The sequence below is a fragment of the Hoeflea algicola genome (assembly GCF_026619415.1).
In the GTDB taxonomy this organism is placed as follows: domain Bacteria; phylum Pseudomonadota; class Alphaproteobacteria; order Rhizobiales; family Rhizobiaceae; genus Hoeflea; species Hoeflea algicola.
In genome coordinates this window covers 2791390-2803620 of sequence record NZ_JAOVZR010000001.1, presented here as the reverse complement: position 1 = coordinate 2803620, position 12231 = coordinate 2791390, and the positions used below count along the sequence as shown (strand labels likewise).

Here is a 12231-nt window from a genome sequence, read left to right as displayed (position 1 = left end):
GCCATGACTGACACAACAGTTGCTTCTCCTGACCAGACGCCGCTGCGCCGCGGCCGGTTTTCCGAGTTCTGGTATTATTTCAGCCAGAACCACGGTGCCGTGCTTGGTCTGGTGGTGTTCTCCATCATCGTTTTTGTCGCGATTTTTGCCCCTCTTATCGCGCCGCATTCGCCGAGCGTGCAGAACCGCGAAGCCTTCCTGCTGCCGCCATTCTGGCAGGAGGGGGGTAACATGAGCTACCTGCTGGGAACCGATGCCGTGGGCCGTGATATTCTATCGCGGCTGATGTACGGATCGCGGTTTTCGTTGTTCATCGGTCTGTTCGTGGTGGTGCTTTCGGTTTCCAGTGGCGTGATGATCGGTCTTATCGCCGGTTATTTCCGTGGCTGGGTCGACACCGTGATCATGCGCATCATGGATGTGATCCTGGCGTTCCCGTCGCTGCTGCTGGCGTTGGTGCTGGTGGCCATTCTGGGCCCGGGCCTGCTTAACGCGATGATTGCCATCGCGCTGATCCTGCAGCCGCATTTCGTTCGGCTGACGCGGGCATCGGTGATGTCGGAGCGTGACCGGGAATATGTCATCGCTTCGCGGGTGGCGGGCGCCGGCAAGATGCGGCTGATGTTCCTGACCATCCTTCCCAATTGCCTGGCACCGTTGATCGTGCAGGCAACGCTGTCGTTTTCGTCGGCCATTCTCGACGCTGCGGCGCTCGGCTTCCTGGGCATGGGCGCACAGCCGCCAACGCCCGAATGGGGCACGATGCTGGCCGAGGCGCGCGAATTCATCCTGCGGGCCTGGTGGGTGGTTACCTTCCCCGGTGTCGCGATCCTGGTCACAGTGCTGGCGATCAATCTGATGGGCGACGGTCTGCGCGACGCGCTCGATCCGAAACTGAAGAAAAGCTGATGTCCCTGCTCGAAATCAAGAACCTGACCGTGAGCTTCGACACTGCGTCCGGACCGTTCCGCGCCGTGGACGGGGTGGACTTGAATGTCGATGGTCGCGAAATCCTGTCGATCGCCGGTGAATCCGGATCCGGGAAATCGGTGGCGATGCTGGCGCTGATGGGGTTGTTGCCCGACACCGCATCGGTAACAGCCGATGTCATGCGGTTTGACGGCAAGGACCTGCTGACCATGTCCGCACGGGACAAGCGCAGCATCATCGGCCGCGATATCGCCATGATCTTCCAGGAACCGATGTCGAGCCTCAATCCGTGCTTCACGGTTGGCTTCCAGATTGGCGAGATGCTCAAGCGCCATACCGAGCTTGGCCGCGCCGAGCGCAAGGGGCGGGCAATCGAGCTGATGCGGGCGGTGGGTATTCCTTCGCCTGAGCAGCGGCTGTCAGCGTTTCCGCACCAATTGTCAGGCGGCATGAGCCAGCGGGTGATGATCGCCATGGCGGCCTCGTGCCGGCCGAAACTGCTGATTGCGGACGAACCGACAACGGCGCTGGATGTGACCATTCAGGCGCAGATCCTCGATCTGCTGCGGGATTTGTGCGCCGAGTTCGACATGGCGCTGGTGCTGATCACCCACGACATGGGCGTGGTCGCGCAGATGGCGCACCGGGTGCAGGTGCAATATGCCGGCCAGAAGGTCGAGGAGCAGAAGGTGGAGGAGCTGTTTGCCGATCCGCATCATCCCTATACTGCGGCACTGCTGTCGGCTCTGCCGGAACGGGCCACCGGACGCGGGCACCTGCCTTCGATCCCGGGTGTGGTTCCCGGCCAGTTCGACCGGCCGCCGGGTTGCCTGTTCGAGCCGCGGTGTACGTTTGCCACCGACAGTTGCCGCGCCGGCGCGGTGCGGCAGGGACAGGAGATGGGGCTCGCCTTGTGCAATCACCCGCTTGCAAACGGCGTTCCTGTCGATGGCACTCCGACGCGGGAGGTGCTGGCATGAGTATCGTTCTTCACGCCACTGACCTGACTCGCAATTATGAAGTCAAGCGCGGCATGTTCGGCAAGCCTGCGCTGGTGCGCGCGCTCAATGGTGTGAGCTTTAACCTAAGTTCCGGCAAGACGCTTGCCGTGGTGGGTGAATCGGGTTGCGGAAAGTCGACGCTGGCGCGCCTCGTCACCATGATCGAGGAACCAAGTTCGGGCGCGCTGACGATCGATGGCAAACCGGCGGCGCTCACCGACAAGAGCCTTCGGCGCACCGTTCAAATCGTGTTCCAGAACCCTTATGGCTCGCTCAATCCGCGCCAGAAGGTCGGCGCCATTCTGGAGGAACCGCTCAAGGTCAACACCAGGGATGATGCTGCGACGCGGCAGGAAAAGGCCCGCGCCATGATGCAGCGGGTGGGGCTAAGGCCGGAGCATTACGACCGTTACCCGCACATGTTTTCGGGCGGCCAGCGGCAACGCATTGCCATCGCCCGGGCGCTGATGCTCAATCCGAAGATCCTGGTGCTGGATGAACCGGTGTCGGCGTTGGACCTGTCGATTCAGGCGCAGGTACTGAATCTGTTGATCGACCTGCAGAAAGAATTCGGGCTTGCCTATCTGTTCATCAGCCACGATCTTTCGGTGGTCAAGCACATCGCTGATGATGTGATGGTGATGTATCTCGGTCGTCCGGTGGAATCGGGTTCCGCAGAAACGGTGTTTGCTGCCCCGAAGCACCCCTATACTCAGGCGCTGCTGTCGGCGACGCCGGTTGCTGATCCGACCAAGAAGCGGGAACGGGTGCAGCTGGAAGGCGAATTGCCGTCACCGCTCGATATCCCCAGCGGCTGCGCATTCCATCCGCGCTGTCCGATCGCGGTGTCAAAATGCGCTGAAGCGATCCCGCCGGAACGCCTTGTCGCCGGCCGTCAGGTGGCCTGCATTCTGGCCGAATGATACCGGCAAAGACTGTGGAGCAGATCAGGCAACCCGGTTTTTGATTACGCCCTTCAGGCCGATTTGCGCATCATGGACGCGGCAATCTGGCGGGCCTCGCTGTCAGCCGCGTAGACATCCTCGATGCTGTTGGCGCCGCGGCCATCATCGAGCTGGTCCATCACCCTGGCGACCACATCAGCCATGTCGAGAAAGCCGATGTGACCCGAGATGAAGGCATCGAGCGCTGCCTCCTTGGCGCCATTGAGCGCGGCGCCCTGCAGGCCACCGCGCTGCATGGCGATGCGGGCCAGGGCCAGCGCCGGAAACCGCGTCTCGTCGGGGGCAATGAAATCGAGACGGGCGAGTTTAGCCAGATCCAGCCGTTCGACCGGCAGGCTGGCGCGGCGGGGATGGGAGATGGCATAGCCGATGGCGGTGCGCATGTCGGGCGCGCCAAGCTGCGCCAGCACCGATCCATCGCTGTAGCCGACCATCGAATGAACCACCGATTGCGGATGAACGATCACCTCGATCTGCTCGGGGCGCATGTTGAACAGGTGCCGAGCCTCGATCATTTCCAGCGCCTTGTTGAACATCGAGGCGCTGTCGATGGAGATCTTCAGGCCCATCGACCAGTTCGGGTGATCGGCGGCCGATTCCGGCGTGACCCGCGCCATCTGCTCGCGCGTGTGATTGCGGAACGGTCCGCCCGAGGCTGTCAGAATGATGCGCTCGACAGCGTGCCGCTGATGTTGATCGAGAACCTGAAAAATGGCGTTGTGCTCGCTGTCGACAGGCAACAGCTTGCCGCCGCCCCGGGCCATGGCCGCGCCGAACAGGTCGCCGGCAGAAACCAGGCATTCCTTGTTGGCAAGCGCGATATCGGCGCCTTTTGCGACCGCAGCCAAAGTCGGCGCCAGTCCGGCAATGCCGACAATGCCGGCCATCAAGAGGTCGGTATCGCGTTCAGCCGCCTCGATCAGCGCCGATGGCCCGGCGCCGATTTCGATGCTTGAGCCCGAAAGTGCCGATTTGAGATCGTTGTAGCGGCGCTCGTCGGCGGTGACGGCGAAACCCGCGCCGGTTGCGCGGGCCTGCTCGGCGAGCAATTCGATGTTGCCCATGCCGGTGATGGCCGGGACCTCGAAGGTTGTGCTGCCGCCAAGATGAGCCATCACATCAAGGGTATTGCAGCCAATCGAGCCGGTGGAGCCCAGGATGGTTATACGGCGTCGTTGCGGGGCGGTTGCATTGCTCATTTTCTCATGCCGATGGCTTGCGGTTTCTGATCAGCCAAAGTCAACGGCCGGTCCGGTTATTAAGATCTAGCAGTTCCAGATACAAGGCGGAATGATCCAGATCGGCGCCTGCCAGCGGGCCGACAAGGCGCGCAAACCGGTCCCGCACCGCCGTGACAAGCGGCAGCCGGATGCCGAATTCTTCTGCTTCCAGCAGAATGTTGTCGAGATCCTTCAGCTGCACTGAAGCGCGGCCCCGCGGCGCGAAATCGTCGGTCTGCATGCGCTGGCCGTGCAATTGCAGAATTGTTGAATCGGCAAAGCCGCCGCTGAGCGCAGCGCGGAAGGCGTCGAGATCGCCACCACCTTCGCTGACCAGCAGCGTTGCCTCGGCGACAGCGCCGATGGCGATGCCGACTATCGCCTGGTTTGCGAGTTTGGCAAGCTGGCCGGAGCCGGAAGGGCCGACCCGAATGGCACGGCCCAGTGGCTCGAAAACGGCACTAGCGCTGTCGAAAACGGTTTGATCGCCGCCGACCATAATCGCCAGCGTACCCGCTTCCGCCCCCTTGGTGCCGCCGCTGACCGGTGCATCGAGATGGGCGACGCCCTGTTTGGCCAGCCGCGTGGCGTGGTCACGCGCCTGGGAAGGCCGGATCGAACTCATGTCGATGACGGCGACCCCCGAGTGCAGCGCTTCGGCGACGCCTGATTCGAACAGCACTTTCTTGACCACCGTCCCCTCGGTAAGCATGGTGATGACGTGGGATGCGGCCCGGACAGCATCGGCGGGTGTATCAGCGACATGGGCGCCTTCGGCTGCCAGGACCTCCGCCTTGGCGCGATCGCGGTTCCACACGGTAAGGTCGTGGCCCGCAGCCAACAGCCGTCTGGCCATTGGCAGGCCCATCAGCCCGACGCCCAGCAGCGCTATTGATTTTGTCATGAATGGCCCTCTCGATTCGTCGCGTATTGTCTACCTGAAACCAGGCGGGCATATCGTATGTTTACATTGCTTCGCACCCAGCGCACTCCAAGGCTACACTTTTTGTGCGTAGGGCAAAGCATTTCAATGTCATTTTTCGGAGGCAGGAGGGCGCGCGCATGGCCTGCGATAAGTCAGTACCGGGTAGCAGATGGCAGCGCATTTGAGGCTGCGGCGGGCGCTGTGAATTCGAAAGCAGCGAAAACTCGCTAGGGGCTTGCAGATTTGATCGTGCCGGTTGTACGTAGGATGGTGCATCCAACAGCGTGATGATGATGACTGGTTCCGATATTCTTGACGGTCGCTATTCCTGGACCAGGCTCGCGGTGACGCTGGCGATCGCCGTCACCGGCAATGTCGGGATGTGGTCGATTATTGTCATCATGCCGGCGGTGCAGGCGGAATTTGCTGTCGCCCGGGCGGATGCATCGCTCCCCTACACCTTGACGATGATTGGTTTTGCGCTGGGCAATCTGGTGATCGGGCGGGCTGTCGACCGGTTTGGCGTGACCATCGCATTGATCTTATCGGCGATTACCATGGCAACGGGCTTTGCGCTTGCGGCGGCAAGCGGGTCAGTTGTGATGCTGTCGGTGATGCAGTTCATCATCGGATTTGGCACGGCGGTCGGCTTCGGACCGCTGATTGCTGATATCTCGCACTGGTTCTATCGGCGGCGCGGCATAGCCGTGGCGGTGGCAGCAAGCGGAAATTACCTGTCGGGTGCGATCTGGCCACTTCTGTTGAGCGGCGTCCTGAGTGAGTATGGCTGGCGCACTGCCTATGTGGTGCTGGCGATCGTGCCGGTGGTGCTGATTATTCCGCTTTCGCTTCTGCTCAGACGCCGGGTTCCCGAAGAGGCAACGGCACATGCCAACAGGCTGTCGCTGGCCAATGCGCGGTCAGTGCGGTTTTCGCCGACCGCGCTGCAATGGATGCTCGGCTTGGCCGGCATCGGCTGTTGCGTGGCGATGTCGATGCCTCAGGTTCATATCGTGTCTTACTGCACAGACCTTGGCTATGGCCCCACCGTCGGTGCGGAAATGCTGTCGCTGATGCTGATGGGTGGTGTCGTGTCGCGGCTGGTGTCCGGGCTGGTTGCCGACAGGCTGGGCGGGGTGATGACGCTGCTGATAGGTTCAACGCTTCAATGTATCGCGCTGTTTTTGTATCTGCCGTTTGACGCGATGGTGCCGCTTTATATCGTCAGCCTGATCTTCGGTTTGTCACAGGGCGGCATTGTTCCAAGCTATGCGCTGATCGTGCGCGAATACCTTCCGGCGAAGGAAGCCGGTCAAAGGGTCGGATTCGTCATCATGGCGACCATCATCGGCATGGCCTTGGGCGGCTGGATGTCGGGCTGGATCTACGATCTGACCGGATCCTACCAGGCCGCCTTCCTCAACGGGATCGCCTGGAACTTCCTCAATATCGGCATTATGGTGCTGATATTGCTCAAGTCGCGGGCAAGACGGGGGAGGCCGTGCTGGCCTGAGGGGCTGTCGTGGAGCGGGTCTGTTTTCGGAATGGACTTAAGCAGGGTGGTGATCCCGGAAGGATTCGAACCTTCGACCCCAGGATTAGGAATCCTGTGCTCTATCCCCTGAGCTACGGGACCACGCGCGAATGTGCATACAGAAAACCGCAACGTTCCACAATATGCGAACGACGCCATTGCGCCGCGCCGGTATCTGCCGGAGCGATGGTGGCGGTGTGGAGGTTTTGCACTGCCGACAGGTGCGGTCTGCCGGTATCAGGGAGAGGTGGCGGCAGGGCGGTCATGCGCCCTCCTACCTGAAAAATCCTGTCAGGCAGCCAGTGCCTTTTCGGCGAGATTGACCCAATAGGAAACGCCGTGCGGGATCGCTTGATCGTTGAAATCATAGGCGGGGTGATGAAGGTTGGCGGTGTCGCCATTGCCGACCCAGATAAAGGCGCCGGGACGGGCCTCGAGCATGAACGAGAAGTCCTCGCCACCCATGGACGGCGCCACGGAACGGTCGACCTTGCCGGGGCCGGCAGTCTGTTCGGCCACATCGGCGGCGAAATCGGTTTCATCGGCGTGATTGAAGGTTACCGGGTAATTGCGCAGGTACTCCAGTTTCGCCTCGGCGCCATGTGCGATCGCGACGCCGCGAATAATGTCGCCGATCCGGGCTTCGGCCATGTCACGCATTTCGGGTGACAGCGTGCGCACGGTACCAGCCATTTCAACGGTTTCGGGAATGACATTGTAGGCGGAGCCGCCGATAAATTTGGTGATCGAGACGACTAACGGCTCCAGCGGATTGGCCTGGCGCGAGGCGATCGATTGCAGCGAGGAGACGATGGCGGCGCCGGCGACGATCGGATCGACGGTCTGGTGCGGCATGGCAGCGTGGCCGCCGCGCCCGGTAATGGTCACGTCGAAGATGTCGGTTGCCGCCATGATCGGACCCTTGCAGATGGCAAACTGACCGACAGGCAAGCCTGGCAAATTGTGCATGCCGAACACTTTTGTGATGCCGAAACGCTCCATCATGCCGTCATTGACCATTTCGCGGCCACCGCCGCCGCCTTCTTCGGCGGGCTGGAAAATCACCGCCACAGAGCCGGTGAAATTGCGGGTTGCGGCCAGATGCCTTGCCGCGCCCAGCAGCATGGCGGTGTGGCCGTCATGGCCGCAGGCATGCATCTTGCCGGGCGTGCGCGAAGTCCAGGGTGCGCCGGTCACTTCCTCGATCGGCAAGGCGTCCATGTCGGCGCGCAGGCCGATTGCCGGACCGTTGCCGCCGGGGCGACCGTGGATGATCCCGACCACGCCGGTGCGGCCGATACCGGTGACGACTTCATCGCATCCGAAGGCCTTGAGCTTGTCGGCAACAAAAGCGGCCGTGTTATGTACATCGAACAGCAATTCGGGAGCGGCATGAAGCGCGCGGCGCCACTCGGCAATTTCGTCCTTGTTGGCAACAACGCCATCAACCAGTTGCATTCTCCACCCCTATGGTTGTTGTATCGGTGTTCCTGCGGCAAAGGCTGCACCCTTGATATCGCCTTTTGCCATCTATCTGCCATATAGGCTAAGTAGGCGCAGTTGACGAGAGTAAAGCGTCGGGTGGAACGGCCTTGAAGGTGCGTGGATTCACCAGGCGGCGACAGGAAATCACTGAAAAATCATGGAAAACCGGAAGTCCAGAATGAACTTGTTGTCGCAAATGCGCCGAACTGTTGCCGGATTGACCTTGCTGGCGTTGGCGTTGCTGCCGGCGCTTCAGGCCTCGGCCGAGCCGAAAATTGTCGTCGATGCCGGTTCGGGCCGTGTGATCGAGCATGAAGAGGCATTCCAGCGCTGGTACCCTGCCTCGCTGACCAAGATCATGACCGCCTATGTCACCTTCCGTGCCGTCAAATCCGGCCAGATGACGCTCGATACGCCGATCACGATGTCAGTTCGGGCGGCTAAGGAAAAGCCGAGCAAGATGTATTTCAAGCCGGGGGAACGGTTTCCGCTGGATTCGGCGTTGAAATTCCTGCTGGTCAAATCGGCCAATGATGTTGCCGTGGCGCTCGCTGAAGCGGTGTCGGGCTCGGAAGAGGCGTTTGTTGCTGAAATGAATGCGACGGCGCTGCGGCTGGGCATGCGATCGACCCGGTTCATCAATCCCAATGGGATGCCGGGCGAGGGCCAGTACACGACCGCGCATGATCTCGCGTTGCTGGCCGTTGCCGTACGCCGCGACTTCCCTGAATTCGCACGCTATTTCGGCTATGAAGGCTTTGCCGTCGGCAAAAAGGCCGTCACGAACTACAATTTGCTGATCGGTCGGTTTGACGGCGCCAATGGCATGAAGACCGGTTTTATCTGCGCCTCCGGCTTCAACCAGGTCTCTTCGGCGACGCGGAATGGCAAGACCGTGATCTCGGTGGTGCTGGGAGCGCCGTCGCAGGAGGCCCGTGCAGATGAATCCGCACGGTTGCTGCAGGAGGCGCTGACTGCGCCCGTTCTGGGTAGCCCGACGCTGTCGACCCTTGCACCCTACGGTGAAGGGCGTGACGTGGTAGCCGATATTTCCGGCGAGATCTGCACGGCGGAGGCGCGCGCGAAGCGTTATGACGGCCGCGATGTCGATGGGAAAATTGTCTTCAAATCACCCTATATCGTGACGATGACCCGCGAGCCGAGATTGGCTCAAGCCCAGATGAGTCCGGCACTGAAGCCTTCTGAATTGGCGCTCGCTCGAATCCCGATCCCGGTTCCGCGTCCTCGGGACACGCTGGCGGGAAGCGAAGCGCCGTTTTCGGCCTCCGCCTTCACAACGCCGGCCGCGGCTGCGGAAACCATGCCGTTACGCCCCGCCAAGACAGTGCCGGTTCCGGTTCCGCGGCCTGAAATCTGATTGCGCAAAAAGGCCTGACAATGACCAGCGATACGTCAACCGCCCCGTCATGGAGCGCACCCCGCGCCGTTCCGGTGTCGATCCTCACCGGGTTTCTTGGCGCCGGCAAGACCACCCTGCTCAACCGGCTGATCGGCGATCCCTGGCTCAGTGACGCGGCGCTGATCATCAACGAGTTCGGCGACGTCGGCATTGACCATCTGCTGGTCGAGCGGTCGGCGGACGGGGTTATCGAACTCTCCGATGGCTGCCTGTGCTGCACGGTGCGCGGCGAACTGGTCGACACCCTGGCGGATCTGATGGACCGCATGCAGACCGGCCGAATTCGCCCGTTCTCGCGGGTGGTGATCGAGACCACCGGCCTGGCCGATCCGGTGCCGGTGATGCAATCGGTGATCGGTCATCCGGCGTTGGGGCAGTCCTATCGGCTTGAAGGTCTGGTAAGCGTGGTCGACGCCGTCAATGGCCTGGCAACGCTTGATGCGCACGAGGAAGCGCGCCGGCAGGTGGCGGTGGCCGATACGCTGGTGATTTCAAAGATCAGTCTTGCGGCCAACACCGAGGCTTTGCGGGCCCGGCTTTCAGCGCTCAATCCGCTGGCGCGGGTGGTGGACGCCGAAGATCCCGATCTCGACGCCAAAAGCCTGTTTGACAGCGGTGTGTATGATCCGGCGACACGCTCGATGGATGTGACGCGCTGGCTTGCAAGCGAGAGCGGCGCTCATCACCATTCCCATGAGGGGCATGAGCACGGGCACCACCATGATGTGAACCGGCACGATTCGCATATCCGTGCCGATACGTTTGTCAGTGAGCAGGCGATCTCGCCGGAAACACTGGCGATGTTTCTCGACCTGCTGCGCTCGGCGCATGGACCCAATCTGTTGCGGATGAAGGCGATCGTTCGGTTGTCGGACGATCCATCGCGGCCGTTGCTGCTGCATGCGGTTCAGAGCCTGATGTCGGAACCGCAACGGCTATCGGCCTGGCCCGAAGGGGCAGAAGAGAAAACCCGGCTGGTGGTGATCACGCGGGACATGCCGGAGGGATTTGTCGCTGAATTGTTTGCTGGCTTTGCCGGAGATCCGGGCATCGGCCGTGCCGACCGGGCGGCGCTGGTTGAAAACCCGCTGGCGATTCCCGGAGCGCCTGTGCGGCGTTGATCTGGCCTCAGGTCTTGGTGATCACGAAGATGTGACCGCCGTCAACTGGCCCGGCACTGATGAGGGTGTGGCCTTCCTCGCGGCAAAAATGCGGGATGTCGATTACTGCAAGCGGATCGGTGGTTTCAACCCGGATGCGGGCACCACTCTTCAAGCCGCGCAGATACTTGCGGGCGCGCAGCACCGGCAGTGGGCATTTCAAACCGCGCAAGTCGAGTTCGTCGTCTTCGTTGCCGCTCAATTGCGGCTCCATATTTTCCAGAGCGGCTTTTTCGGTTGCGAATCCGCGGTGGCACCAACTACCGGCGCGGGTGCCAGCGGGTTTGCCGCCGGTACCGGCACGTCAGCCGCCACGGCCATCTGATCAGCCGGCATGGTGGTTTCTGCAGCGACAGGTGCCGCAGGTGCTGCGCTTTGGGGAGCAGGCGTGGGTTGAGCCGCCAGCGCCTTCAACGGGTTGCCGGTTGAAAACAGGCTCAGAACCGCGGGAGCGGACTGCCCACCATTGGCGGCGATTTTTGCTTCCCGTGCGGCTTCGCGTTCGGCGCGCTTTTGTTCAGCTTCGGCTTTGGCCTGAGCGGCAGCGAGTTGCTTGGCATCATCATTCTCATATTTGGCAACCGCCTTGGCAAAGTTCTGGTTCCAGGTCTTCTCATAGCCGGAATAGGCCGAGGCCAAGCTTGGCGGCAGGCTTGCCGGCGGGCAGGCTTCGGTTGACCGGAACGCTGCATTCTCGATCTGCGGCACCTGGTTGAAGACGTAGCGCCGCTCGCAGACTTCGACCTTGGCGGGCCGCTTGGTGAGTTCGAACTGGTCGTAGCCGGCCTTCAGCATCTTCCAGAATTCGAAATGTTCGTTGTCGCGGTGGCGGGCCATGTTCTCCGGTGTCATTCGGAACGGGAAGGCTTCGACCATGAAGTATTCCTGGCCGCCCTTGAAGGCGTCGCGGGCAAAGCCGTAAATTTCGAGCACCTGTTCATCGGTCATGGAGTAGCACCCGGCTGAAGAGCAGGCGCCATGGACCATCAGATTGCTTCCGTTGCGGCCATGGGCCCGGTCATAGCTGTTGGGGTAGCCCATGTTGAAGGAGAGGTAGTAGCTCGATCGCGGGTTCATCTGCGACGGGTAGATCCGGTAATAGCCTTCCGGTGCCTGGCGGTCGCCTTCCTTGAACTTGGGGCCGAGCTTGCCCGACCATTTGCAAATTTCGTAGGAGGCGATCAGGTCGAAGCGGCCATTGCCCTTCTGCTTCCAGATCTCAAGCGTGCCTTCCTCCTTGAAGATGCGCATCATGATCGGCGAGCGCGTGCTCATGTCGTTCGCCTTCATCTTGTTGACGAGCTTGGCAGGCAGCGGGTGCTCAACCTTGTTGGCAACCGAATCCAGCGCATCCTGACAGCCGGTCAGCCCCAGCAAGAGGAGGGGAACAAAGCGCAATGTTCTGATCGACATCATCGGAGCTCTCGGATTTTGCAATATGCCATTGCTGTTGCGGATTGACGGCCCTGCCGGTGCCACCGGGCCTGAGAAATCAACGCAATATTATAACCAACATGGTTCATGAAGCCTTACCACCACAGCCTGCCCCGAGGGAAGACCATTTCAAGCGGCTACAAATGGCTTGGAAATT

Annotated in this window: 10 protein-coding genes, 1 tRNA gene and 1 pseudogene; 6 read left to right on the top strand and 6 right to left on the bottom strand. The window is 61.3% G+C overall.

Annotated features, from left to right (window positions below):
* The first annotated feature begins 3 nt into the window (after positions 1-3).
* From OEG84_RS13765 to OEG84_RS13755, 3 genes are read left to right on the top strand one after another with little or no spacing between them, the layout of a single operon-like run.
* On the top strand, positions 4-909 hold the full coding sequence (locus tag OEG84_RS13765; protein ID WP_267654270.1) for an ABC transporter permease subunit: 906 nt from the start codon (positions 4-6) through the stop codon (positions 907-909).
* The gene (locus OEG84_RS13760; protein ID WP_267654269.1) at positions 909-1910 is read left to right on the top strand and encodes an ABC transporter ATP-binding protein; all 1002 of its coding nucleotides are present in this window, start codon (positions 909-911) and stop codon (positions 1908-1910) included. The genes OEG84_RS13765 and OEG84_RS13760 overlap by 1 nt, the downstream gene beginning before the upstream one ends.
* A complete protein-coding gene (locus tag OEG84_RS13755) occupies positions 1907-2854 on the top strand; it encodes a peptide ABC transporter ATP-binding protein (protein WP_267654268.1) in 948 nt (315 codons plus the stop codon). The genes OEG84_RS13760 and OEG84_RS13755 overlap by 4 nt, the downstream gene beginning before the upstream one ends.
* A gap of 53 nt (positions 2855-2907) precedes the next feature.
* On the opposite strand, the gene dxr is transcribed toward OEG84_RS13755, so the two are convergent.
* On the bottom strand, positions 2908-4095 hold the full coding sequence (gene dxr, locus OEG84_RS13750) for a 1-deoxy-D-xylulose-5-phosphate reductoisomerase (protein WP_267654267.1): 1188 nt from the start codon (positions 4093-4095) through the stop codon (positions 2908-2910).
* Positions 4096-4135: 40 nt separating this feature from the next.
* On the bottom strand, positions 4136-5020 hold the full coding sequence (locus tag OEG84_RS13745; RefSeq protein WP_267654266.1) for an NAD(P)-dependent oxidoreductase: 885 nt from the start codon (positions 5018-5020) through the stop codon (positions 4136-4138).
* Positions 5021-5328: 308 nt separating this feature from the next.
* On the opposite strand from OEG84_RS13745, the pseudogene OEG84_RS13740 reads away from it, so the two are divergent.
* Positions 5329-6525 (top strand): annotated as a pseudogene (locus tag OEG84_RS13740) (MFS transporter); the annotation flags it as partial.
* A gap of 76 nt (positions 6526-6601) precedes the next feature.
* Here OEG84_RS13740 and OEG84_RS13735 read toward each other — a convergent pair.
* Positions 6602-6677: transfer RNA gene (locus OEG84_RS13735), tRNA-Arg, on the bottom strand.
* Between the two features lie 189 nt (positions 6678-6866).
* Positions 6867-8033 carry a M20 aminoacylase family protein gene (locus tag OEG84_RS13730; RefSeq protein WP_267654265.1) on the bottom strand — a complete coding sequence of 389 codons (1167 nt, stop codon included), beginning with the start codon at positions 8031-8033 and terminating at the stop codon, positions 6867-6869.
* A gap of 205 nt (positions 8034-8238) precedes the next feature.
* On the opposite strand from OEG84_RS13730, the gene OEG84_RS13725 reads away from it, so the two are divergent.
* Together OEG84_RS13725 and OEG84_RS13720 are read left to right on the top strand one after the other, a co-directional pair.
* A complete protein-coding gene (locus tag OEG84_RS13725) occupies positions 8239-9438 on the top strand; it encodes a D-alanyl-D-alanine carboxypeptidase family protein (protein ID WP_267654264.1) in 1200 nt (399 codons plus the stop codon).
* Between the two features lie 20 nt (positions 9439-9458).
* Positions 9459-10601: a CobW family GTP-binding protein gene (locus OEG84_RS13720; RefSeq protein ID WP_267654263.1), complete on the top strand. Its 1143-nt coding sequence runs from the start codon at positions 9459-9461 to the stop codon at positions 10599-10601.
* A 7-nt stretch (positions 10602-10608) separates the two neighbouring features.
* Here the strand turns inward: OEG84_RS13720 and OEG84_RS13715 are convergent, their stop codons facing one another.
* Complete coding sequence (locus OEG84_RS13715) at positions 10609-10854, bottom strand: sulfurtransferase TusA family protein (RefSeq protein WP_425602853.1); 246 nt, start codon at positions 10852-10854, stop codon at positions 10609-10611.
* Entirely contained in the window at positions 10839-12053 is a 1215-nt protein-coding gene (locus OEG84_RS13710) for a L,D-transpeptidase family protein (protein WP_425602915.1), read from the bottom strand. Before OEG84_RS13710 ends, OEG84_RS13715 begins: the two co-directional genes overlap by 16 nt.
* Positions 12054-12231: the final 178 nt, after the last annotated feature.